19 protein-coding genes and 1 riboswitch are annotated in these 23,655 nt (G+C 72.4%); of the genes, 11 read left to right on the forward strand and 8 right to left on the reverse strand.

What is annotated here, in order from left to right:
- Window positions 1-60 precede the first annotated feature (60 nt).
- Window positions 61-330 carry a hypothetical protein gene (locus tag ACWGJY_RS27995; protein WP_453263631.1) on the forward strand — a complete coding sequence of 90 codons (270 nt, stop codon included), beginning with the start codon at window positions 61-63 and terminating at the stop codon, window positions 328-330.
- A 401-nt stretch (window positions 331-731) separates the two neighbouring features.
- On the opposite strand, the gene ACWGJY_RS28000 is transcribed toward ACWGJY_RS27995, so the two are convergent.
- On the reverse strand, window positions 732-4,094 hold the full coding sequence (locus ACWGJY_RS28000; RefSeq protein ID WP_453263632.1) for a BTAD domain-containing putative transcriptional regulator: 3,363 nt from the start codon (window positions 4,092-4,094) through the stop codon (window positions 732-734).
- 291 nt (window positions 4,095-4,385) lie between these two features.
- On the opposite strand from ACWGJY_RS28000, the gene ACWGJY_RS28005 reads away from it, so the two are divergent.
- On the forward strand, window positions 4,386-6,413 hold the full coding sequence (locus tag ACWGJY_RS28005) for an NB-ARC domain-containing protein (RefSeq protein WP_453263633.1): 2,028 nt from the start codon (window positions 4,386-4,388) through the stop codon (window positions 6,411-6,413).
- A 56-nt stretch (window positions 6,414-6,469) separates the two neighbouring features.
- On the opposite strand, the gene ACWGJY_RS28010 is transcribed toward ACWGJY_RS28005, so the two are convergent.
- Complete coding sequence (locus ACWGJY_RS28010; RefSeq protein WP_453263634.1) at window positions 6,470-7,045, reverse strand: hypothetical protein; 576 nt, start codon at window positions 7,043-7,045, stop codon at window positions 6,470-6,472.
- Window positions 7,042-8,295: a hypothetical protein gene (locus ACWGJY_RS28015; protein ID WP_453263635.1), complete on the reverse strand. Its 1,254-nt coding sequence runs from the start codon at window positions 8,293-8,295 to the stop codon at window positions 7,042-7,044. The genes ACWGJY_RS28010 and ACWGJY_RS28015 overlap by 4 nt, the downstream gene beginning before the upstream one ends.
- A 332-nt stretch (window positions 8,296-8,627) precedes the next feature.
- On the opposite strand from ACWGJY_RS28015, the gene cbiE reads away from it, so the two are divergent.
- The 3 genes from cbiE (at window position 8,628) to ACWGJY_RS28030 (ending at window position 11,284) form a co-directional block, all read left to right on the forward strand.
- Complete coding sequence (gene cbiE / locus ACWGJY_RS28020; RefSeq protein WP_453263636.1) at window positions 8,628-9,947, forward strand: precorrin-6y C5,15-methyltransferase (decarboxylating) subunit CbiE; 1,320 nt, start codon at window positions 8,628-8,630, stop codon at window positions 9,945-9,947.
- On the forward strand, window positions 9,944-10,762 hold the full coding sequence (gene cobM / locus ACWGJY_RS28025; RefSeq protein WP_453263637.1) for a precorrin-4 C(11)-methyltransferase: 819 nt from the start codon (window positions 9,944-9,946) through the stop codon (window positions 10,760-10,762). Before cbiE ends, cobM begins: the two co-directional genes overlap by 4 nt.
- A gap of 135 nt (window positions 10,763-10,897) precedes the next feature.
- Window positions 10,898-11,284: a hypothetical protein gene (locus ACWGJY_RS28030; RefSeq protein WP_453263638.1), complete on the forward strand. Its 387-nt coding sequence runs from the start codon at window positions 10,898-10,900 to the stop codon at window positions 11,282-11,284.
- A 21-nt stretch (window positions 11,285-11,305) separates the two neighbouring features.
- Here ACWGJY_RS28030 and ACWGJY_RS28035 read toward each other — a convergent pair whose 3' ends face one another.
- Window positions 11,306-12,514 carry a cobalt-precorrin-5B (C(1))-methyltransferase gene (locus ACWGJY_RS28035; protein WP_453263639.1) on the reverse strand — a complete coding sequence of 403 codons (1,209 nt, stop codon included), beginning with the start codon at window positions 12,512-12,514 and terminating at the stop codon, window positions 11,306-11,308.
- A 17-nt stretch (window positions 12,515-12,531) separates the two neighbouring features.
- Here ACWGJY_RS28035 and ACWGJY_RS28040 point away from each other — a divergent pair, with 17 nt between their 5' ends.
- A complete protein-coding gene (locus tag ACWGJY_RS28040) occupies window positions 12,532-13,311 on the forward strand; it encodes a cobalt-precorrin-6A reductase (protein WP_453263640.1) in 780 nt (259 codons plus the stop codon).
- Window positions 13,312-13,428: 117 nt separating this feature from the next.
- Here ACWGJY_RS28040 and ACWGJY_RS28045 read toward each other — a convergent pair whose 3' ends face one another.
- The gene (locus ACWGJY_RS28045; RefSeq protein ID WP_453263641.1) at window positions 13,429-13,656 is read right to left on the reverse strand and encodes a hypothetical protein; all 228 of its coding nucleotides are present in this window, start codon (window positions 13,654-13,656) and stop codon (window positions 13,429-13,431) included.
- A gap of 136 nt (window positions 13,657-13,792) precedes the next feature.
- Between ACWGJY_RS28045 and ACWGJY_RS28050 the strand changes: the two genes are divergently transcribed.
- The 4 genes from ACWGJY_RS28050 to ACWGJY_RS28065 all read left to right on the forward strand — a co-directional run bounded on the left by ACWGJY_RS28050 (window position 13,793) and on the right by ACWGJY_RS28065 (window position 15,807).
- Window positions 13,793-14,614: a helix-turn-helix domain-containing protein gene (locus tag ACWGJY_RS28050; protein ID WP_453263642.1), complete on the forward strand. Its 822-nt coding sequence runs from the start codon at window positions 13,793-13,795 to the stop codon at window positions 14,612-14,614.
- Window positions 14,611-14,820, forward strand: coding sequence for a DUF397 domain-containing protein (locus tag ACWGJY_RS28055; protein WP_453263643.1), 210 nt, complete (start codon window positions 14,611-14,613; stop codon window positions 14,818-14,820). The genes ACWGJY_RS28050 and ACWGJY_RS28055 overlap by 4 nt, the downstream gene beginning before the upstream one ends.
- A 280-nt stretch (window positions 14,821-15,100) precedes the next feature.
- The gene (locus ACWGJY_RS28060; RefSeq protein ID WP_453263644.1) at window positions 15,101-15,313 is read left to right on the forward strand and encodes a type II toxin-antitoxin system HicA family toxin; all 213 of its coding nucleotides are present in this window, start codon (window positions 15,101-15,103) and stop codon (window positions 15,311-15,313) included.
- Complete coding sequence (locus tag ACWGJY_RS28065; RefSeq protein ID WP_453263645.1) at window positions 15,310-15,807, forward strand: type II toxin-antitoxin system HicB family antitoxin; 498 nt, start codon at window positions 15,310-15,312, stop codon at window positions 15,805-15,807. The genes ACWGJY_RS28060 and ACWGJY_RS28065 overlap by 4 nt, the downstream gene beginning before the upstream one ends.
- A gap of 124 nt (window positions 15,808-15,931) precedes the next feature.
- Here ACWGJY_RS28065 and cobJ read toward each other — a convergent pair whose 3' ends face one another.
- From cobJ to cobG, 3 genes are all read right to left on the reverse strand, one after another.
- A complete protein-coding gene (gene cobJ, locus ACWGJY_RS28070; protein WP_453263664.1) occupies window positions 15,932-17,470 on the reverse strand; it encodes a precorrin-3B C(17)-methyltransferase in 1,539 nt (512 codons plus the stop codon).
- A gap of 101 nt (window positions 17,471-17,571) precedes the next feature.
- Entirely contained in the window at window positions 17,572-18,204 is a 633-nt protein-coding gene (locus ACWGJY_RS28075) for a precorrin-8X methylmutase (RefSeq protein WP_453263646.1), read from the reverse strand.
- Window positions 18,201-19,616 (reverse strand): precorrin-3B synthase, encoded by a 1,416-nt coding sequence (gene cobG / locus ACWGJY_RS28080; RefSeq protein ID WP_453263647.1) that lies wholly within the window; start codon window positions 19,614-19,616, stop codon window positions 18,201-18,203. Before cobG ends, ACWGJY_RS28075 begins: the two co-directional genes overlap by 4 nt.
- 217 nt (window positions 19,617-19,833) lie before the next feature.
- A riboswitch (cobalamin riboswitch) is annotated at window positions 19,834-19,906 on the forward strand.
- A gap of 56 nt (window positions 19,907-19,962) precedes the next feature.
- On the opposite strand from cobG, the gene cobN reads away from it, so the two are divergent.
- Window positions 19,963-23,565: a cobaltochelatase subunit CobN gene (cobN, locus tag ACWGJY_RS28085; protein ID WP_453263648.1), complete on the forward strand. Its 3,603-nt coding sequence runs from the start codon at window positions 19,963-19,965 to the stop codon at window positions 23,563-23,565.
- The last annotated feature ends 90 nt before the right edge of the window (window positions 23,566-23,655 follow it).

Here is a 23,655-nt window from a genome sequence, read left to right on the forward strand (position 1 = left end):
TCCGTTCCGGCTGGCGTGGGAAGCCGCCGGGGCCCCGGCGCCCGGGTAGCATCCGGCGCTATGAGCGCTACGGGCGAGGCTGCGCGGCCCGCACCCGGCAAGGGCCAGATCCTGGCGGTGCTCGGCCTGCTGGCCGCCGTCGCCATCCTGGCCACCCACCACGACGGGCTCCCCTTCTGGCTGGGCGCCCTGACCGGCGTGGTCGCCGTCCTCGGTTACCTGGTCTGCTTCGACTCCCCGCGCGGCATCTGGCAGTGGCTGCCGGCGGGTGTGGGCTTCTGCGCGGCGTTTCTGTTCGCGGGGCAGTTCCTGATCGCGCTGCCGGCGTGAGGGCGCGGGGCGGATGAGGGGCGGCCGCTCGGGTGCGGCGGCCGCTCCTGCGGTACGGGCGTTACGGGTGTTACGGGCGTTACGGGTGTCAGTGGCCGCGCCTGAGGGTCGGGATGCAGATCGTGTCTGCGCCGGCTCTGGCGATGCCTGCCTCGGCTATGTACTGCGGGGCCGCCGTGTGCTGCGCCGCCGCTGCGGCCGGTGCGGTGAGGGTCTGCAGGCTCAGCGCGGCAATCGTGCCCGTGAGTGCTGCCCCGGCTGACCGGAGGACCCTTGCGTGGATGCCCAAATTCATTCCCCACTGTGATCATTTATCAGGGGAGGGATTGGATCACGGGTGGGGGCATTTCCTCAACTTGAACGATGGTCACCTGCAAATCAGAGGCGCCGCGCCTTTCGCGTCATGAGGTTCGCCTGCTCCTTCCGTCGCTCGTTCCTGATTCGGCGATGGCGGCAAGTCGTCGGCCGATCCTGGCGGCCTCCGACTCATCCAGGTCTTGGAATATGCCATAAGCACATTCCAACATTTCGCGGGCCGCGTCACGGCGGCCTTCCTGTAGATGGACATCGGCAAGCGTGTCCATCGACCGGGCCTTCTGCTCCCGTGCCTGGATCCGCTCCGCGAGGGCGATGGACATCTCCAGGTGCCCGGCGGCGTCACCCGGGTTCCCCAGCGCCGCCTCCGCCGCGCCGAGACGGTGCAGCGCATGTGCCTCTTCGTTCGCGGCGCCGATGCCACGGGCGAGGGCCAGTGCCTTGCCGTGCTGTCCGGCGGCCTCGGCGTAATGTCCGAGACGGTGGTGTGCGATACCGATTCCGATCAGGGAATTCCCTTCGTTCCGGCGGTCTCCGAGTCGACGGAAAGCGCAGAGGCATTCCTGGTACATATCCAGTCCGGACGTGATGTCGTGAGGGTCCTGTGAGGCGATGAGAAGTCCGGCGAGATTCGCCTGGGCGGTGACCTGGTCGGCGAGGCTGCCGAGTTCCGTGGCGAGCGCAAGGGCCTCTTCGTACGCACGCTTGGCCAGGTCTGTATTTCCCGTGCGCATATGCAAATCACCGAGGTTATTGATGCACTTTGCGGCGTTGCGGTCGTCGCCCGAGAGCCGGAAGTTCTTGATGGCATTGGTGAAATGTTTCAGGGAATCCTGAGGCTCGCCGAGAAAGAGCAGGGCAATGGCGATGTTGTTTTCGCAGCGCGCTCGGGCCCAGATGTCGCCCGAGCGGAGATGTATCCGCAGCGTCTCCCGGTGCAGGCCGAGTGCCTCGTGGGTCCGGCCCAGGTGCCACTGCAGAATCCCCAGCGCCCGCAGGGCATCGGCCTCCGCTTCCGGGGCGTCCACCGCCCGCGCCAGAGCGAGTGCCCGCCGGGCGGCCTCCTCGGCCTGGGGGTAGCGCGAGGTGTTGGTGTGGGTCGCACCGAGGTCGAGCAGCGCCAGACACCGCGCATGCCGGTCACCCGTCCGCTCCCAGTGCTCGGCGGCGTGGCGTTGCATCCGGTCGGTGTCCGTCCAGTGGCATTCGGCGTCCAGGAAGCCGGCGAGGACATGGCTCAGCAGGGCGGCGCGGTCGGACGGCCCGTGGACGCGTGCGTAGCGCTCCGTGGTGAGGAGGTTCGAGCGTTCCACCGTGAGCCATTCCTTGGCGTGGACCGCATGGCGCAAGGGGGGCAGAGCTGTCGCGGCGCCGGGATTCCGCCGTGGGAGCCGTAGGCGACGGGGGTAGAGCAGACGGTCGGCCGCGTCCGCGGCATGCAGATAGAAGTCCACCAGCCGGTGCAGGGCGCCTTTGCGCTCCTCCTCCGTGTCCTCGGAGAAAGTCAGCGCGCGCGCATACTCCCCCAGCAGATCGTGGAACCGGTAACGGTGCGGGGCGGGCTCCTGGATCAAGTGGCAGTGCAGCAGCGTTTCCAGCAGGCGGTCGGTTTCCTCCAGTGGGAGGTTCAGCAGGGCTGCCGCCGCATGCGAGCCGAACTCGGCGCCGAGATGCAGGGCGAGCTGCCGGAACACGGTCTGCTGGAGGGCGGTCAGGGTCTGATACGACATCTCGAATACGCGCGCTATCTCCGAATTGCCGTCGCGCAATTCGCCCAGCCTTCCCGGCCCCCGGGAGAGCAGCTCCCAGAGCGTGGTCAGCGTCCAGGACGGGCGGGCGTTGAACCGGTTGGCGGCGATTTCGATGGCCAGCGGTAAATAGCCGCACAGCTGGACGATGTGGTCGACCGCGGTGGCGTCGCGGGTGCGCTCCTGCCCCGCGAACTTCCGGAACAGCGCCGTCGCATCGTCCGGGGGCAGGACATCGAGGGCCAGCCTGCGGGTGCCCGGCAGGCCCGCCAGATGGCGGCGGCTGGTGATGATGACGAGCGAGGCCGAGCCGCTGCCGGGGAGCAGCGGCCGCACCTGGTCGGTCCCGGCCGCGTCGTCCAGGATGACGACCGCCCGCTTGTGCGCGAGCAGGGTCTGCCAGAGGGCGGTACGTTCCTCGACCTTGCGCGGGACGGCGTCCGGCGCCACCCCCAGCAGACGAAGGAGCGTGGCCAGCGCCGCCCCGGCGTTCAACGGGGCCTGGACGCGGGCGTGTGCCCGCAGATCGAGGTAGAGCTGTCCGTCGGGGAACCGCGCGCCGAGGTGGTCGGCGGCGGTGACCGCCACCGCCGTCTTGCCGACTCCGGCCATGCCCGAGATCGCCTCCAGGGAGATGACGGCGGGTGCCGGGCCGGCCTCGGCCGGGTCGTCGGTGGTGTCGACGACGGCGGCGCAGAGCCTGTGCAGCTCCGTACCGCGGCCGACGAGGGAGGTGTGGCGGGGCAGATTCCGCGGGGTGGCGGGGGCCGATACGCCGCTCCGGCGCGGGCCGGTGAGGTCCACGGCCCGCTCAGGGGCCCGTGCGCGCCGGGCGTCTGCCGGGTACGGAACCAGCTCACGGAGCGGCGCCCGGCGCAGGATGTGCTGATGGACCCGGGTCAGCTGGTCGCTCGGGTCGGTACCGAGCTCCTCCCTCAGCCGGCGGCGCGCGTCCTGGTAGACGCGCAGGGCATCGGCATGCCGACCACATCCGTAATAGGCCAGCATGAGGTATTCCAGGAGCATTTCGTCATGCGGATGGTGGGCGCTGAGCGACGACAGGGGACCGAGGGCGCCCTGAAAGCGGCGCAGCCGGAGTTCCGCCGCGATCCGGGACGTGGCGGCGCCGAGGCGCTCCTCCGCCAGCCGGGCCCGTGTCCGCTCCGGCCAGATACCGGGCAGGCCGGCCAGGGCCTCGTCTTCCCACAGCGCCTCCGCCTCGTGGAGCAGAGTGGCCGCGGCGTTGTCGTTCCCCTCGTCGGACTGTGACCGCGCCTGGGCGGCCAGCTTCTGGAAGTGGTGCCAGTCCACCCGCTCCGGCGTGATGGCCAGGGTGTAGGTGTGTGCGTGCTGGGTGATCGCCGGCGGGGGCCCCGCGGGGCTCGGTACGGGCTCCTCGGAACCGGGCGCTGCCGTGGCACCGGCCGCCGCCGTACGGATGGCCCTGCGCACGCGCGAGACGTAGGTGTGGACGGACCCCCGGGCCTTGGCCGGCGGGCGCTCGTCCCACAGGCGGTCGACGAGGGTTTCCAGGGACACGGGGCGGCCTGCCGACAAGGCGAGCGAGGCCAGAATGCAGCGTTCCTTGTCGGAGCCGAGACCGACTCTGCGGTCACGCGCACCAAGACAAATGGGGCCGAGTACGTAGATGTCCACCAGCGCCTCCCCCTGAATCGGCGCATTGTCCGGTGCAGCGAGCATGGCACTCGCCAGTGGCAGGGGCCAGAGAGCCTCGGGGAGCCGGCTGGCCGGATCGGAGCGGTCGGCCGAGGGCCGGGACTCCGTCCGGCCACAGCGGGGAATGCTGCACCGGTCCATGACGTACCGGGACGGGGGCTGCGGATGCATCGGGACGGGAACGCCATAGGAGGCTCGGCACGGATCAACGGACCCAGTGTCCAGGCAGGTGAGGTCCACGGGGGCATCCATTTCCATGCGCGCGGGACCCCTGCACCCCTGGCGCAACCACCTGTTCCCAGACAACTTTTGCCGGTGTCACCGCACTTCACGGACCGACAACACGACCTCGCTGCGCTGAATGCGCTCCTCGCGCGCCGCCCCGACGAATCGGCACCGCTGATCGTGGTCTCCGGGCCGGCCGGAATCGGCAAGACCTCCCTGGCCTCCCGGTGGCTGCGGACCACCGCGGAGAACTTTCCCGACGGCCAGCTGTACGCGGACTTGCGCGGCCACTCCTTCGACGGTCCCGCCACACCGTCCGACGTACTCGGCCAATTCCTGCGCGCCCTGGGCGTCGGGTCGGTACCGGCGGGTCTGGGGGAGCAGACCGCGCTCTGGCGCTCGGTCACGGCCGGACTCCGGCTTTCCGTGATGCTGGACAACGTGTTCTCGGCCGCCCAGGTCCGCCCCTTGCTGCCCGGCGGCCGAAGCGGGCTGATCGTGGCGACGAGCAGACACCGCCTCACCGGATTACGGGCGGACGGCGCGCTCTACCACCAGCTCGGCCTGCTCGACTCCGCCGCCGCGGAAGAGGTGCTCTCCCGGGGCGTCGGCGCGGACCGGGTGCGCAGCGAGGCCCACGAGGCGCGCGAACTGATCGCGTTCTGCGGCGGGCTCCCGCTGGCGCTGTGCCTGGCGTCCGCCCGTCTTGCCTCCCGTCCCCGGCAGCCGATGCGCTCCCTGGTGGAGGCGCTCACCCAGGGCCAAAGGCGGCTGGCCGCACTCGCGATAGAAGGGGAGCCCTCTGTGCACCATGCGCTGGACGAGTCCTATGAGGTGCTGCCCCCTGAGGCGGCGCGGCTGTACCGCCGGCTGGCGCTGCTGCCGGCCCGGTCGGTGGAGGCCCGGGTCGCCGCGGCGGCCTGCGCCCTCTCACTGGAGGAGGCCGAGCGCGTGCTCGATGTGCTGGTCGAGGCCAATCTCGTGGAGGACATCGGCCCGGACAGCTACCGCTTTCACGACCTGGTCCGGCTGCATGCCGAGGCCCGGGGACGGGCGGAGGAGCCGCCGGAAGACCGCGCCGAGGCGCTCCGGCGCGTCTGTGACTGGTACGTGGCGACGGCCACCCGGGCCCAGCAGTGCCTGTCGCCGATCCAGCTGACACTGCGCCGGACCTATGCCTTCCCCCCGGAACTGCCCTGCCCGTTCGCCGAGGCATCCGGCGCGCTGGCCTGGCTGGAGAGCCACCGTCTGGATCTGCTCGCGGCGGTGCGGGCGGCGTACGAAGAGGGCTGGGACGACACCGCCTGGCAACTCGTCGATGCCCTGTGGCCGTTGTTCCACCGGCTGCGCTATCACGATCTGTGGCTGGAGGCCCATGCGGTCGGTCTGCGCGCGGCCCGGCGCGGCAAGGACCGGGCCGCGGAACGCCAGATGCTCAACTCCGGAGCCATCGGGTTCGGTGTCGCCGGCCGCGTCGACGACGCCATCACCTGGTTCTCCTGGTCGCTGGAGGCCGCCCGGGAAGCCGGGGACGCCCGGGACGAGGGCCAGGCGCTGCACGGGATCGGCTCCGCGCACCGGCAGGCGGGCCGGTTCCAGGTGGCCGGTGCCTTCCTGAACCGGGCCATCGGCACCTGGGAGGCGGTCGGATATCCGCGCGGAGCGGCCCTGTCGCGCATCGTGCTGGGCGAGATGGCACTGGAGAGCGAGGGTGCGCAGTGGGGCGGAGTGCGCGCGTCGGAGTATTTCGAGCGGGCCCGTAGCACGCTCCTTGCCGTGAACGACCCCTATGACGCCGCCCGTGCGCTCGCCTGCCACGGCCGGGCCCGGGTCCGCGAAGGCGCTTACGAGACGGGGGTGTCCGAGCTCAGGGAGGCCCTGGCGGTGTTCGAGGCGGCCGGCGCGACGCCCTGGCAGGCGCGGATCCTTGAAATGCTCGGACACAGCGCCGTGGAGCATGCGGATGTCCGGGTGGCCCGCGACTGCTTCGTGCGCGCCGAAGAGCTGTACGCCCGGCAGAGTCCGTCCGACGCGGAACGGGTGGCGGATCTGCTGGCCGGCCTTCCGGCGGAACCAGCAGATCCGGTGGACGGGACGCCTGGGGAGGCGTCGGTGTGACCGGTGGCGTCGGTGTGACCCGTGCTCACTCCTGATGGAGTGTCAGTACGGCACGGTCAGGTGAGCGACAGCACGGTGAGGGGCAGCAGCTCTTCCAGGCGATGCCCGGTCACCACCAGCCCGTACAGACACGAAGCCATCAGGGAGTACTCCCAGGCCGCCCGAGTGCGTTCGGGCCCTGGCGGGGACGTACGGATGAACGCCGACCGCAGTACCCGGCAGCTGCCGATGCGTTCCGCGACGGCCCAGCCGCCCCCGATGAGCGGGAGGCCGGCGAGCCGGCAGCCCGTATAGCGGGTGAGGGTGTCCCGCACCCAGCCGACCGCACTCCCGGCCGGCCACGGCCGGCCGCCGTGCAGGACGTCCGCGCAGGCCAGCCAGCGCTCCTCGGTGCAGGACTCGGCGTCCACCGCGAAGTGTTCATCGGTGTCGGCGGGCAGCGCGCCGCCGCCGGCGCACGCCCCGCTGAACCACGCCGCGGCCGGCACCGAGGAGGCGAGCCCCCCGCACACCCCCACGGAGACCGAGACCGCGAGCGAGGCACCGTGCCCGGCCGCCCGGCGCGGCAGCACCCGCACACTGCGCCGCCCCCGTACGGCCCAGAGCGCGGCAGCAGTCGTCGGATCCGTCATGCCGACACCCCCGTCCCCGTGTCGTACGGTCCGTGCGGAGCCGCCGCCCAGGACGCCAGCGGCGGAGGCAGCGGCAGCGGCCGGGTGGGCGCCGGATGCGCGGGCTGGCCGAGGCCCAGCAGCCGGTAGAGCAGACGGCGCATGTTCCGGCTGAACCGGCCGGGCTCGGAGGTGATCCGTGCCGCGATGGCCCCGTACTCCTCCCGGTGGTGGCGGTGGTACTCGGCCGCGGTGTACGCCAGCTGGCTCCTGAGGGAGTGGGCCGGCGACAGCGCGGGAGCCGTCCGGGCGAGCGCGGCGGCCGGCGAGGCGGGGTTGATCTCCTCCTCCGGCGAGGCGGCCAGCAGGATCGGAGCCCCGGTCAGCGTCCCGTACAGGGTCACCGAACCGTGGTCCCCGATGATCGTGTCCGCGGCGATCAGGACGGACCGCCAGTCCGCCTCCGGCGGGACGACCGCGATGCCGCGCTGTGCGCACTGCGCCAGCCAGGCCCGTACCTGCCAGGCACCGTGACCGGACCAGACATTGGGGTGGACCAGGACCGCCACCCTGCGGTGCTGCCCCACCAGCTCCAGCAGCCGGGGCAGCAGTGCTTCGATCGCGCCGAAGGACGAGCGCGTCCCCCAGGTGGAGACGACGGCGATGAGTTTCTGCCCGTCGCCGAGCCCGAGCGCGCGGCGGTAGGCCGTGCGCCGGGGCAGGCTGGCCACCATCCGGTCGTGGACGGGATCACCGACGACCGAGGCCCTCGGCAGTACCTCCGGGCAGGCATGCGCCAGGCCGTCGAGGTCGTCCCGGTGCGGCAGTACCACCGCGGCGGGCAGCTCCCGGCCCCCCGGGGCGAGGTCCTGCCGCGCGAGGCCGGCCACGCGGGTGCCGGTCCCCTCGGTGACGCGCTTCAGGAAGTTGGCGCCGTGCGGCAGCATGACCAGCGGCGCACGGACCTGCTCCACACCGCGTGGCCCGGCCGCCAGCGCGAGATCGAATTCCATCCGGACCGCTTCGTCCCAGGGCAGCACGGCGCTGCCCAGCCGTTCCAGAAGCCGTGCCACGCCCTCGCCGAACGGGTGCGGCGGCGCGGTGAACACCACCTGGACCCGCAGATCCGACTCCAACAGGGAGAAGACCTCCTGGAGCCGCTTCCCGTAGGTCACGGTGTGCACGATGACCAGGATCCGCTTGCGGCCCGGGAGCGTCAGCCACTCCCTTAATTGGTGCTGCTCGCCTTCGAACATTCGCAATGCCGTCATGGCATCCCCCATGTGTGCTCGATGTCGACGCTGCTCCGGACCGCCGGGTACGACGGCCCGTTGCCAGGGGGATGCCCGTAGGGCCGGACGAAAGCTTGCCGCGCCCTTGCGGAAACCTTGCCGGGGGTTTCGCGGGGCAGGGGGCTTCGCCGGGCCGGGGGTTTCGCGGGGCAAAGGGTTCCGCAGGGCACCGGGTTCCGCCGTACGCCGTGAGCGGGCCGGCCTCCCCGCGGGACGGCGTGAGCCGACCGGTCAGTAAAGTTCGGCTCCCGTCCCCCGGACCGGTGTCCCTCCCCGGGACCGGCCCCTCCCGACCTCTGAGGTACTCGGCAGTGAGCCCCGCACCACCCGCCCCGGCCGCTCCTGAACCCGTCTGCGTCGTCGGCATCGGGGCCGACGGCTGGGACGGCCTGCCCGCCGCCTCCCGGCAGGCCCTGCGGACCGCCGAGGTGCTGATCGGCGGCCCCCGCCAGCTCGCGCTGCTGCCCGAGGAGTGCGCCGGTGCGCGCGTCCCCTGGCCCTCCCCCCTGCGCCCCGCCGTCCCCGGACTGCTCGCCGCACACGCCGGGCGCCGGGTGTGCGTGCTGGCCAGCGGCGATCCGATGTTCCACGGGATCGGGCGGACGCTGACCGAGGTGCTGGCGGACGAGGCGGCGGCCGTTCCCGGGACGCCGCGGCTGCGCATCCTCCCCCACCCCTCCTCCGTCTCCTACGCCTGTGCCCGCCTCGGCTGGCCGCTGGAGGACACCGAGGTCGTCACGCTCGTCGGACGGCCTCTTGAGAACCTGGCCCGCGGGCTGTACGACGGTCACCGGCTGCTGGTGCTGTCCGCCGGCGCCGGTGCCCCCGCCGAGGTCGCCGCCCTGCTGCGCGCCCACGGCTTCGGCCCCACCCGTATGCGCGTACTGGAGCAGCTCGGCGGCCCCCGTGAGCGGACCGCCGAGGGCACCGCCGACGGCTGGGACGCCCCGCCCGCCGACCCGCTCCATGTCATCGCCCTCGACTGCCGCCGTGCGCCCGGCACCCCGGCGCTGTCCACCGTCCCCGGCCTCCCCGACGCCGCCTACGAACACGACGGCCAGCTCACCAAGCGCCATGTCCGCGCGGCCACCCTCGCCGCGCTGGCGCCCGTCCCCGGCGAACTCCTGTGGGACATCGGCTCCGGCTCCGGTTCCCTCGCCATCGAATGGCTGCGGGCGCACCGCGGCTGCCGCGCCCTGAGCGTCGAGCGGGACGCCGTACGGGCCGAGCGGATCGGCCGTAACGCGCGCGCACTCGGCGTCCCGGCGCTGCGCATCGTCCACGGGTCCGCGCCCGCCGCGCTGGACGGTCTGCCGACGCCGGACGCGGTGTTCATCGGCGGCGGGCTGACCGCGCCCGGCCTGCTGGCCGCGTGCTGGGAGGCGCTGCCCGCGGGCGGCCGGATCGTCGCGAACACCGTGACGCTGGAGTCCGAGGCGCTGCTCGCCGGCCAATACCGGCAGCACGGCGGCGAACTGGTCCGGCTCGCGGTCGCCCACGCCGTGCCGGTCGGCGGCTTCACGGGCTGGCGGCAGGCGATGCCGGTCACCCAGTGGTCGGCCGTGAAGCCGGCGGCCGCCTCCCCGTCCGTGTCCCCGTCCTCCCTCCCCGAGGAGACCGAGCAACCATGACCGTCCACTTCATCGGCGCGGGTCCCGGCGCCGCCGACCTGATCACCGTGCGCGGCGCCCGTACGCTCGCCTCCTGCGGGGTCTGCCTCTACGCGGGCAGCCTGGTGCCGCGTGAGCTGCTCGCGGAGTGCCCGCCCGGCGCCCGGCTCGTCGACACCGCTCAGCTGGACCTCGACACGATCACCGCCGAGCTGGTCCGTGCCCACGAGGAGGGCCACGACGTCGCCCGGCTGCACTCCGGCGACCCGTCCGTCTTCAGCGCGGTCGCCGAGCAGATGCGCCGGCTGGACGCGGCCGGGGTGCCGTACGAGGTGGTGCCGGGCGTCCCCGCGTTCGCCGCGGCGGCCGCCGCCCTCAAGCGTGAGCTGACCGTGCCCACCGTCGGCCAGACCGTCATCCTCACCCGCGTCGCCCAGCGCGCCACCCCCATGCCCGAGGGCGAGGACCTCGCCACGCTCGGCCGCAGCGGCGCGCTGCTGGTCCTTCACCTGGCCGCCCTGTACGTGGACCGGGTGGTCGCCGAACTCCTGCCGCACTACGGCGCCGACTGCCCGGCCGCCGTCGTCGCCATGGCCTCCCGTCCCGGTGAACTCGTGCTGCGCGGCACCCTCGCCGACATCGCCGCCCAGGTGAAGGCCGCGGGCGTGGTCCGTACCGCCGTCATCATGGTTGGCCGCACCCTGGGCGCCAAACAGTTCCGCGACAGCCATCTCTACTCGGCGGACCGCGCACGGCCGCACGCGCCGTGCGGGGCGTCGGCGTCTGCTCCGGCGTCTGCTCCGGCGTCTGCTCCGGCGTCCGCGGACACCCCGTAGGGCCGGCCCGGCCCCGCCGGGACCGTCCGGCTGACCGTACGACCGCATCGGGGTGAATGTCTGTTATCCGGCTCTCGGGGGCCGGTAAGGAAGCTGCGACACCCAAGGGGGGCCGAAGCAAAGGAGTACGCCACGATGCGTACCAGACTGGCCGCCGGTGTGGTCGGCGCCGCAGCCCTGCTGACGCTGTTCGGCGCCAGTGTCGCCGGCGCCGACGGCAGGGACCACGTCAGGACGGCGACGGACACCCCGGGACAGACGCACGACAGCTCCCCGTGGATGCACGACAGCCCGCCGCGGCCGAACGACCGGCCGGGGCGGCTGAACGACCGCCGGGAAGGCCGCTACGACCGCCGGGAAGGCCGCAACGACCGGCAGGAAGGCCGCTACGACCGGCAGGGACGGTTCCGCGACAACCCGCTGCAGCTGACCACCTGTGCCCTCGGGTCGGCGCTGGGCAGGCTCACCGGCAGCCACCACGACTGTGTGGCCGACCGGTTCGGTTACGGGTACCGCACCTGACCGCTGAGGCGGGGAAGCCCTTCACCCACGAGGGCTTCCCCGGCCGGTGTCCCCCGGCCCCCGCGGCTCCGCCCGCCCCACCACCAGCCCCGCCCGGTCGATACAGATGACATCGACCGCGACGGGCGCACCCCGCAGCACGGCCAGCGACTCGTCCCGTGCCCTCGCCGCCACCAGATCCCCCAGCGGGACGCCCGCCGCGGCACACAACTGCAGCGCCGCCAGGCCCGTGTTGGCCTGAGCCACCGCCCCCGCCAGCGCCTCGTCCGCCCCGCCCCGCCGGGCGAGTTCCGCAAGGAATCCCTTGTCGACCTGGGACCGCGCGGAGTGCAGATCCAGATGCCCGGCCGCCAGCTTGGACAGCTTGGCGAACCCGCCGCAGAGGGTGAGCCGCTCCACGGGATGGCGCCGGATGTACTTCAGCACCGCCCCCGCGAAATCCCCCATGTCCAGCAGCGCATCCTCGGGCAGGTGATGCAGGGCGACGGCGGCCTTCTCCGACGTCGATCCCGTACACCCGGCCACATGCCGCCGTCCCGCCGCCCGCGCCACATCCACCCCCCGCCGGATGGAGTCGATCCAGGCCGAGCAGGAGTACGGCACGACGATCCCGGTGGTCCCCAGGATCGACAGTCCGCCCAGAATGCCCAGCCGCGGATTCCAGGTACTCCGGGCGATCTCCTCCCCGTGATCGACGGAAATCTCCACCTCGACATCGGCGGCCGCCCCCGCCCCGCCGCCGTATTGCCGGGCGACCTCCGCCAGATGCTCCCGCATCATCTGCCGCGGTACGGGATTGACCGCCGCCTCCCCCACCTCCAGCGGCAGCCCCGGCCGGGTCACGGTCCCGACCCCGGGCCCCGCCGTGAAGACGACGCCCGACCCGGCCGGCAGCGCGCGCACGGTGGCCCGCACGAGCGCCCCGTGCGTCACATCCGGATCGTCGCCCGCGTCCTTCACCACGCCCGCCATGGCGGACGTCCGCCCCGGCGCCAGCTCCTCCACCGCCAGCGCGAAGGACGGCGTCTGCCCCTTCGGCAGCGTGATCGTCACCGGATCCGGGAACTCGCCGCTCAGCAGCGCCGTGTACGCGGCCGTGCTCGCCGCCGTCGCACAGGCACCGGTCGTCCAGCCGTGCCGCAGCCCGGTGTGCGCGAGCTGTGCGCTACGCCCTCCCGCGGCCTTGCCCGTACCCTGCGGCCCCGTACCCTGCGGTTGCGCTTCAGCCACGGAGGAACCCACATCCCATGCCCGACGCAGCCCGCCCGCCACGCCACGTACTGATCCTCGGCGGCACGACGGAGGCCCGCCGCCTGGCCGCCGCCCTGGCGCCGGAGCCGTCCCTGCGCGTGACGACCTCGCTCGCCGGCCGGGTCGCCGCGCCCCGGCTGCCCGCCGGGGAGGTACGCATCGGCGGATTCGGCGGCCCCGAGGGCCAGGCCCGCTGGCTGCGCGAGCACGCGGTGGACGCGCTCATCGACGCCACCCATCCTTTCGCCGACACGATCAGTTGCCATGCGGCCGAGGCCGCCGCCACCGCCCATGTTCCCCTGCTCGCCGTCCGCAGGCCCGGCTGGGTGCCGTCACCCGGCGACACCTGGCACCAGGTCACCTCCCTGGACGAGGCCGCGGCCGCCCTTCCCGCCCTCGGCACCCGCATCTTCCTCACCACGGGCCGGATGGGCCTCGCCCACTTCGCCCACCTCACCGACCTCTGGTTCCTCGTCCGCTCCGTCGACGCCCCCGAGCCCCCGTACCCGCCGCGGATGACCACTCTCCTGGACCGCGGCCCGTTCACCCTGGACGGCGAACGGGACCTGCTCCGCGCCCACCGCATCGACGTCCTGGTGACCAAGGACAGCGGCGCCGCCGCCACCGCCGCCAAGCTGACGGCGGCGCGGGAGGCGGGGGTGCCGGTGGTGGTCGTACGGCGGCCTCCTTTGCCGGAGGGTATTTCGGTAGTGGCCGGTCCGGACGAGGCTGTGCAGTGGGTCCGCCGTATTTTCAGTGTGGCCAATTCACACTGAGGTGATTGGCCTCGCGGACCCTTTCCGCTAATTCTTCGCGGCGCTTTACGGATTCCTCTTGCCCGTCCTCACCGCCGTCCGGATCGCGGGCAGTCGTGGATTCGCCCGCCTCCTCGCTCACGGGGCGCACTGCCGCACCGCGTCCGCGAGCCGGCGCGCGACCTCGGGGGTACATCGCCCCAGCTCCACGAGCGGCCGCGGAAAGTGCTCCGCCAGCGAGACCACGTCCACGGCCAGCGACGGCAGGGTGATGCCCGCCCCCTTCAGCGCCGTCCGCAGCTCGCTGCACGCCTGCTCCACGTCCCTGATCTTCCCGGCCACAGGGCTGCGCTCTGCCATTCCCATTCCTCTTCTCTGTTCGAATCCTGACTGGGCTGCAAAAGCCCTTTCACGGTCCTAGAGTCGTCACAACAAGCCGCTTCCGACAGGGAGTTGGCGTTGCCGTCGGAACGGGACAACAGGAGGATGGGGGAATTGGCGAATGGTCGAAAAGAATTCCGAGGACGAGGGCTCGGCTCGTTGGGTCCTTGCGTGTGAACTCCGCCGGTTGCGGGAGTCGTCCGGCAGGTCGCTGGCCCGGCTGGCCGATGAGATCAAGTACGACCGCACCTACTTGCACCGCCTGGAGACTGGCGAACGGCTCTCGAAACTGCCGGTCATGGAGGCGCTGGATCGGACGTACGGCACGGGTGGGCTGCTGGTGCGCTTGTGGGGGCTGGCGCGGCTGGATGCCTTCAAGGACAAGTACCGGGAGTTCATGAAGCTTGAGGCGAAGGCGACGATCCTGCATACATATGCGAGCGCCATCCCTGGGTTGCTTCAAAACGAGGACTTCGCACGAGTGGTGCTGTCGTCGGTGACAACGCCCATAAGCCCCGACGAGATCGAAGAGAACGTCGCTGCCCGACTGGGCAGACAGGAGTTGCTGCAGCGTCACCGACCGCCGAATGTTCGGGTCATCCTCGACGAGTCGGCGCTTCGACGGCCGGTGCGCGACCCTGTCATCTGGCATGACCAGCTGGTGCGGATTTTGGAGGCTGCCAGGTCCCCGCACATGACCATTCAGATCCTTCCGTTCTCTGCCGGAGTGCATAGCCTGGTGGGTGGTTCGCTCTGGCTCTTGTGGATGGCGGACGGTGGTGCTGTTGCCTACCTGGAAGGCAACAGCTCGGGTGAACTGATCGAAGAGCCAGAAGAGGTTGAGCCATATCGCCTGTCCTACGATCGGCTCCGCGACGAGGCCCTCTCGCCGTCTGATTCAGCAGCGTTCATCGAGCAGTTGGTGGAGGACAGCAGACCATGAAGACAGCCAGCGACCTGGTCGACGCCGTGTGGCGTAAGAGCAGCTACAGCGATGGCGGAGCCGACAACTGTGTTGAGGTCTCCGATGGTTTCCCCGGTGCAGTCCCGGTCCGCGACAGCAAGAACCCCACCGGCGGTGTGCTGTTGTTCCCGGCCGCTGCTTGGTCGGGGTTCATAGGCGGCGTGCAGGGCGGTTGGCTCGGCTGACCGGCCGCGCCCTCCTCTTGATCACGTTGCTCCTCCGAGCAACGTGATCAAGAGGAGTCCTGTAGTCGGCAGGTCGGTCGAAGGCCAGGCCGAGCTCACGGCGAGAGTCTGACAACAACTGCCATGCGATGTCGGCCGGTTGAATGATCTCTATACGTGCGGTCCGTCCCTGTTGGCCAGGCCGCTTCAGTGAGATGAATCCCGCGCTATGGGCGCCGCAGGAGAAGGACTGTCTACTCATGCTTGACTTGACGTGTCTAGTTTCATTGGACTTACACTGATGAAGTACAGGGACCTGATCAAAAAGATCGGGGACGCAGCCAAAGCCCGAGGTGTCGCCTTCGACCTGGTCCGCCAGAAAGGCAGCCATCAAACCTGGGTGTGCGGCAACACTCGCGTCGTGATCCCCAAACACACCGAAATCAACGAACTCACCGGCCAGGGAATCTGTAAGACGCTCGAACCGGAGCTCGGAGAAGGGTGGTGGCGATGACCGCCTACCGCGTTACAGCGCGCCGCGCGGGTGAATGGTGGGCCTTGGAGGTCCCTGACCTCCCGGGAGTGTTCAGCCAGGCAAAACGCCTCGACAAGGCCGATGAGGCGGCTCGTGAAGCCATCGCCGTCATGCTCGATGTCGAAATCGAGGACGTCGAGGTAGAGATCGAGCCGGTGTTGCCCAAGGAGGCAGTGCAGGCTCTCAAGGCTGCGGAGAAGGCCGAAAAGGCCGCCGAGGACGCCAGGAAAGCCGCGCAGAAGGCCATGCAGGAAGCCGCGGCCACCCTGACCGAGTCACTGAGCCAACGGGACGCCGGTCGTGTCCTCGGTGTCTCCTTCCAACGGGTATCGCAACTCCTGCGGGCCCGGCCGGGCGTGCCGATGCCGAAGACCGCGGTCAAGGCAGTCAAGGCCGGGCGAGTCCGCGCCGGCCACGAAGAGCGTTCGGGCAAGCAGAAGCGTCAGCCGCGGGAGAGGAAACCGACCCGGTAACGCATGTGAAGGGGTTGACCCCGCTCCGCCGCACGGCAGGTACGAGAACTGCCCGAGCCCTCGACAGGGTTCGGGCAGTTCTCGTAGGCGTATGGACTGTGTACGGCCTGGGCAGCCGTCCGGCTCACCTCTCCGGATACCTCCGCGGTGTCCATACGACCTCGGTGCCGTCGTCGCGCCGTACCGCCTGGGTCTGGGACGAGCCGATGATCAGGAGGGTGCGCATGTCGACCTGGAGCGGGTCGAGGTCGGCCAGGTGCACCGTGCGGACGGACTCCTCGGGGCCGCCGATGTCGCGGGCGAGGAGGACCGGGGTGTCGGGGGCGCGGTGTTCCAGGAGGAGTTCGCGGGCCTTGCCGACCTGCCAGGTGCGGCTGCGGGAGCCGGGGTTGTAGAGGGCGAGGGCCAGATCGGCGGAGGCCGCCGCGTGGAGGCGTTCGGCGATGACGTCCCAGGGCTTGAGGCGGTCGGAGAGGGAGATGACCGCGTAGTCGTGGCCGAGGGGGGCGCCGGCGCGGGCGGCGGCGGCGTTGGCGGCGGTGACGCCCGGGAGGACCCGTACGGGGATGGCGCGGTAGGGGGACTGGCAGGCGACTTCCAGGACGGCGGTGGCCATGGCGAAGATGCCCGGGTCGCCGCCGGAGACCACGGCCACCCGGCGGCCGCGCCGGGCCAGGTCGAGGGCGAGTTCGGCGCGTTCGGACTCGACCTTGTTGTCGGAGGCGTGGCGGCGCTGGCCGGGGCGCAGGGGGACGCGGTCCAGGTAGGTGGTGTAGCCGACGAGGTCTTCGGCGGCGGCCAGCGCGCCACGGGACTCGGGGGTCAGCCAGAGGGGGCCTGCCGGGCCGGTGCCGACGACGACCACTTCGCCGGTGCGGTGGGGTGATGCGGCTACCTCGTCGGGCCCGTCCGGGGACGCGGTCACCTCATCGAGGCCGTCGAGCGATGCGGCCACCGTGCCGGGACCGGGGGCTGCCACCGCCGTGGGCGGGACGTCGGCGATGCGGCTCGGGATGACGGTGACGGAGAAGTACGGGACCGACTCCGCGTCGATGTCCGCGAGCTTCTGGGTGCGTTCGCCGGGCATCGTGGCGCGTTCGACGTAGTGGGCCTCCGGCAGGCGGCCGGAGCGTGCCATGGCGCGGCGGACGGTGGGGAAGGTACGGCCGAGCTTCATGACGACGGCGGTGTCGGTCGAGGCCAGGCGGGCGGTGAGTTCCTCTTCCGGGAGCGTGCCGGGGAGGATCGTCAGGACCTCGTCGGCCTCGGCGAGGGGCTTGCCCAGGCGGGCCGCGGCGGCGCTGATGGAGGTGACGCCGGGGATGACCTCGGTCGGGTAGCGGTGGGCCAGCCGCTTGTGCATGTGCTGGTAGGAGCCGTAGAAGAGCGGGTCGCCCTCGGAGATGACGGCGACCGTGCGGCCGGCGTCGAGGTGGGCGGCGAGGCGGGCCGCCGCGGACTCGTAGAACTCGTCCAGGGCGCCCCGGTAGCCGCCGGGGTGGTCGGTCGACTCGGTGGTGACCGGGTAGACCAGCGCTTCTTCGATGTGGTCGGCGCGGAGGTGGCGGGCGGCGATGGAGCGCGCGATCGAGCGGCCGTGCCGGGCGCTGTGGTACGCGATGACGTCGGCCCCGGCGATGACCTCGACCGCCCGGACCGTCATGAGGGACGGATCGCCGGGGCCGAGGCCGACCCCGTAGAGACGGCCGGGGCCGGCCGTCGTCGCGACGCTGCCGTCACCGGTTGCCTGCTGCTCGCTCACGCTTACTCTTCCTCGCTTGCCATGGCGTTGATCGCGGCGGCGGCCATGGCGCTGCCGCCACGGCGTCCGCGCACCACGATGTGGTCCAGCTTCGACGGGTGGGCGATCAGCGCGTCCTTGGACTCCGCGGCGCCGATGAAGCCCACGGGTATGCCGATGACGGCGGCCGGGCGGGGCGCGCCTTCCCCGATCATTTCGAGGAACCGGAAGAGGGCGGTGGGGGCGTTGCCGAACGCGACCACCGCGCCGTCCATCCGGTCCCGCCACAGTTCCAGGGCGGCGGCGCTGCGGGTGGTCCCCATCCGGGCGGCCAGGTCCGCGACCGACGGGTCGGTGAGCGTGCAGAGCACCTCGTTGCCGGCCGGCAGCCGCTTGCGGGTGACGCCGCTGGCGACCATGTTGGCGTCGCAGAGGATCGGCGCACCGGCGTGCAGTGCCTTGCGGGCGGCGGCCACCACGTCGGGGGTGAAGGCCAGATCGCGTACCAGGTCGACCATGCCGCAGGCGTGGATCATCCGGACCGCGACCTGGCTGACGTCGGCGGGCAGCCCGGTGAGGTCCGCCTCGGCGCGGATGGTGGCGAAGGACTGGCGGTAGATCGCCGCACCGTCCTTCTCGTAGTCGAACGCGGTCACTGTGGCCTCGTTTCTTGTGTTGCTGGTGGTGCGTCCGGCCGTACGACCGATATCTGATAGCCGTCCGCCGTGGCCAGCACGTCGACCCAGGTGCCGTGCGGGTGGCCACAGCGGCGTTCACAGCCGGACCAGTGGACCGGGAGCCGGGGGACGGTGCGGTGCGGTGCCGGGGCGTCGGGGCGGGCCGGGTCGCCGGGGAGGAGGGTGCCCGCCGCGACCGCGGCCGTGGCATCGGCGCGTACGTCGGTGCGGGACTTGGCACAGCCGGGGCGGCCGGTGCAGGCGCCGAGGCGGCGCCAGGGGGAGGCCGGGTCGGTGACCAGGCCGGCGGCGGCCAGCTCCGTCAGCCGGGGGCCGGCCGTGGTGGGCGACAGGCCGGGCAGGACGATGCCGCGCCAGGGGGTGAGCCGCAGTGCGCCGGATCCGTCCGCGGCGGCGATGGCGGTCAGCAGCCGCCACTGGGCGACCGACAGCCGCCCCAGCGGCGCCAGGACGCAGAGCGCGCGGCGGCCGTCGGGGGCCTCGACGATGCCGGGGGCGGAGGAGTCGGCGTACGGCACGGAGTCCTGCCGGGGCGGTGCCTCGGGGCGGTCCGCGCCGCCGGCCTCGGCCTCGGCCCCGGCCACGGCCACGCGCCCGGCCACGTACGCGGCGCCGATGCCCGCCTTGTGCAGTTCCTCCGCCACCTTCCGGGCCGTCAGACCGTAGCCGTCCGGGAGTTCGCGGACCCGCCAGGCGCCGCTGCCGCTCGCGTCGGCGGCGGCGCGGAAGGCCTCGGCGGCGGCGAGCGCGGCGCGCGGTACGTCCGGGCCGGCGATCCGCAGCGCCGCCGGGTCGTCGCCGACCCGCAGCAGGGCGCCGCCCCCGGACCCGGCCGTGCCCCCGGACCCGGCCCGTTCTGCGACCAAGGTCACATCTCCGCCGAGCCCCGCCACATCGCCCCGTCCGTCGTCCAGGACGAAGAGAAAACGGCCCGAGAGCGCCGTCGCCGAGGCGCTCGCGCAGAGCAGCTCATCCAGGTGTCGGGCCCACCCTCGCACGTCAGCGGGGGTGTGCCGGTCCAGACCGGCGAGCGGGGAGGCAAGGATGTTGCGGATGCGTTCATGGCGTTCGGAGGGCAGCAGGCCGGCGTCGCGCAGCAGCGCGGCGAGCGCTGTGCCGCAGCCGTCCGCAAGGCCGCGGAGTTCCGCATTGCCGCGGGAGGTGAGGGAGAGGTGACCGTCGCCGAGCCGGTCCGCGGCGTCCGCCAGCACCTCGGCCTGACGGGCCGTCAAATCTCCGGCGGGCAGTCGCACTCGGGCCAGGCGGCCGTCGGCGGCGAGGTGCAGCCGCAGCGCTCCCGGGCAGGCGTCACCGCGGTCCCGTAGGGGCGGTTCGGCCCCTGGGGGCCGTATCGGGGGGGAGGGCGGCATGGGCGCGAGCATACCCACGGCGGTGGGCGGGCGATCAGGGGCGGATCCGGCCGTCGCCCCGGCCCGGATCCGGGTACACGGGGGTGCGCCCCGGCCCCTGCTCCGGCCTGTCCACAGGCCCGCTTACCTCGCCCGGCCACAGCCCTTACTATGCAGGTCGGTGGGTCGGCTGACCCGCCGGACGCCAGCGACGGCGCAGGGCCGGCACGGCCCTGGGGAGGAAGCCCGGTGAGAATCCGGCGCGGTCCCGCCACTGTGAACCCGGCAGCTGCCGGGCGAGCCAGGAACTCCCGCCGTCCATACGACCACCCGGGGCGCGGACACCCCGAGGAAGGCCTGCGCTCGCATGCTTCTGCTGCTGTCGACCTCCGACACCGACCTGCTCAGCGCCCGCGCGGCCACGGGTCCCGTGCCGTACCGGCTCGCCAACCCCGCCCGGCTCGACGCCGCCGAGCTGCCCGCGCTGCTGGAGGGCTGCGACCTCGTCGTCGTACGCCTCCTCGGCGGCATCCGCGCCTGGGAGGACGGGCTGGAGGTGCTGCTCGCCGAGGACCAGCACCGGCCGGTCGTGGTGCTCACCGGTGAACAGGCCCCCGACGCCCAGCTCATGGAGCAGTCCACGGTCCCGGTCGGCATCGCGGCCGAGGCACACGCCTACCTCGCGCACGGCGGGCCCGCCAACCTCGGCCAGCTCGCCCGCTTCCTCTGTGACACCGTGCTGCTGACCGGCCACGGCTTCGAGCCGCCGGCGCCCGCCCCGTCCTGGGGCCCGCTGGAGTGGGAAGGCCGCAACGCGACCGGCCCGCTGATCGCCGTGCTCTACTACCGCGCCCACCACATGAGCGGCAACACCGGCTTCGTACGGACCCTGTGCGAGCAGATCGAGGCGCAGGGCGGCCGCGCCCGGCCCCTGTTCGTCGCCTCCCTCCGCGCCCCCGAGCCGGAGCTGATCGAGGAGCTGCGGGCCGCTGACGCGCTGGTCACCACGGTCCTGGCCGCGGGCGGCACCAAGCCCGCCGAGGCCTCCGCGGGCGGCGACGACGAGTCCTGGGACGCGGGCGCGCTGGCCGCCCTCGATGTGCCGATCCTGCAGGCGCTGTGCCTGACCGGGCCGCGCAGCGCCTGGGAGGAGAACGACGAGGGCCTGTCGCCGCTGGACGCCGCCTCGCAGATCGCCGTCCCCGAGTTCGACGGCCGGCTGATCACCGTTCCGTTCTCCTTCAAGGAGGTCGACGAGGACGGCCTTCCGGTGTACGTCGCCGACCCCGAGCGGGCTGCCCGGGTCGCCGGGATCGCCGTCCGGCACGCCCGGCTGCGCCACATCCCGGCCGCCGGGAAGAAGCTGGCGCTGGTGCTGTCCGCGTACCCGACCAAGCACTCCCGGATCGGCAACGCGGTCGGCCTGGACACCCCGGCCAGCGCCGTGGCCCTGCTGCGCCGCCTGCAGGCCGACGGCTACGACTTCGGTACGGAAGAGGTCCCCGGCCTCGTCTCCGGCGACGGCGACGAGCTGATCTACGCCCTCATCGAGGCCGGCGGCCACGACCAGGAGTGGCTCACCGAGGAGCAGCTCGCCCGCAACCCGGTCCGTATCCCGGCCGCCGACTACAAGCGCTGGTACGCCACCCTCCCGCAGGAGCTGCGCGACGGTGTCGAGGAGCACTGGGGGCCGCCGCCCGGCGAGATGTTCGTCGACCGCAGCCGCAACCCCGAGGGCGACATCGTGCTGGCCGCCCTGCGCCGCGGCAATCTGCTCATCCTCATCCAGCCGCCGCGCGGCTTCGGCGAGAACCCGATCGCGATCTACCACGACCCCGATCTGCCGCCCTCGCACCACTACTTGGCGGCGTACCGCTGGATCGCGGCCCCGGCCGACGACGGCGGCTTCGGCGCCGACGCCATGATCCACCTCGGCAAGCACGGCAACCTGGAGTGGCTGCCCGGCAAGAACGCCGGCCTGTCCGCGGCCTGCGGCCCGGACGCCGCCCTCGGCGACCTCCCGCTCGTCTACCCCTTCCTGGTCAACGACCCCGGCGAGGGCACCCAGGCCAAGCGCCGGGTGCACGCCACCCTCGTCGACCACCTCGTCCCGCCGATGGCTCGCGCCGAGTCCTACGGCGACATCGCGCGCCTGGAGCAGCTGCTTGACGAGTACGCGGCCATCTCCGCCATGGACCCGGCCAAGCTGCCCGCGATCCGCGCCCAGATCTGGACGCTGATCCAGGCCGCCAAGCTCGACCACGACCTGGGGATGGACGAACGCCCCGACGACGAGGGCTTCGACGACTTCCTGCTGCACGTCGACGGCTGGCTGTGCGAGGTCAAGGACGCCCAGATCCGCGACGGACTGCACGTCCTGGGCGGCGCCCCGGCCGGTGCGGCCCGGGTCAACCTCGTCCTGTCCATCCTCCGCGCCCGCCAGATCTGGGGCGGTACGTCCGCCCTGCCCGGACTGCGCGAGGCGCTCGGCCTCGACGAGTCCGCCGCGACCCGGACGACCGCCGACGAGGCCGAGGCCACCGCCCGCGCGCTGGTCCAGGCGATGGAGGACGCGGACTGGGACCCGGCGGCGGTGTCCGGTGCCGCCGAGGGGCACCCGTCCGCGGTCGCCGACATCCTCGACTTCGCCGCCCGCCAGGTCGTCCCGCGCCTGGCCGCCACCACCGACGAGATCGACCACGCGGTGCACGCCCTGAACGGCGGCTTCGTCCCGGCCGGCCCCTCCGGTTCCCCGCTGCGCGGCCTGGTCAACGTCCTGCCGACCGGCCGGAACTTCTACTCCGTGGACCCCAAGGCCGTCCCCTCCCGTCTCGCCTGGGAGACCGGCCAGGCCCTCGCCGACTCCCTCCTGGAGCGCTACCGCGGCGACAACGGCGACTGGCCGCAGTCGGTCGGTCTGTCCCTGTGGGGCACCAGCGCGATGCGCACCAGCGGCGACGACGTGGCCGAGGCCCTCGCCCTGCTGGGTGTCCGCCCCGTATGGGATGACGCCTCGCGCCGGGTCAACGGCCTGGAGCCGATCGCCCTCGCCGAGCTGGGCCGCCCCCGTATCGATGTGACCCTGCGCATCTCCGGCTTCTTCCGTGACGCCTTCCCGCACGTCATCGGCCTGCTCGACGACGCCGTACGGCTGGTCGCCGGGCTGGACGAGCCCGCGGAGTCCAACTTCGTCCGTGCCCACGCCCAGGCCGACCTGGCCGAGCACGGCGACGAGCGCCGCGCCACCACCCGCATCTTCGGCTCCCGCCCGGGGACGTACGGCGCGGGCCTGCTCCAGCTGATCGACTCCCGCGACTGGCGCACCGATGCCGACCTCGCCGAGGTCTACACCGTCTGGGGCGGCTACGCCTACGGCCGCGGTCTCGAAGGCCGGCCGGCCCGGGACGAGATGGAGACCGCCTACCGGCGCATCGCGGTCGCCGCCAAGAACACCGACACCCGCGAGCACGACATCGCGGACTCCGACGACTACTTCCAGTACCACGGCGGCATGGTCGCCACCGTCAAGGCGCTCCGGGGCAACGCACCCGAGGCGTACATCGGCGACTCGACCCGCCCGGAGACGGTCCGCACCCGCACCCTCGTCGAGGAGACCTCCCGGGTCTTCCGTGCCCGGGTGGTCAACCCCCGCTGGATCGAGGCGATGCGCCGCCACGGCTACAAGGGCGCCTTCGAACTCGCCGCGACCGTGGACTACTTGTTCGGCTACGACGCCACCACGGGCGTGATCGCCGACTGGATGTACGACAAGCTCGCCCAGACCTACGTGCTCGACCCGGAGAACCGCGACTTCCTCCAGGAGGCCAACCCCTGGGCCCTGCACGGCATCGCCGAACGTCTCCTGGAGGCCGAATCCCGCGGCATGTGGGAGAAGCCGGACGCCGAGACGCTGGCGGCGCTGCGGCAGGCGTTCCTGGAGACCGAAGGGGAGCTGGAGGGGGAGGACTGACGCGGCGGCGCCGCCGCCGGCCCGGCCTCAGCTCCCGGCCTCAGCTCCCGGGCCCGGCCGGGAGCTGAGACCGCCCGGCTGAGGCCGTTC

The organism is Streptomyces sp. NPDC054765, assembly GCF_053612065.1.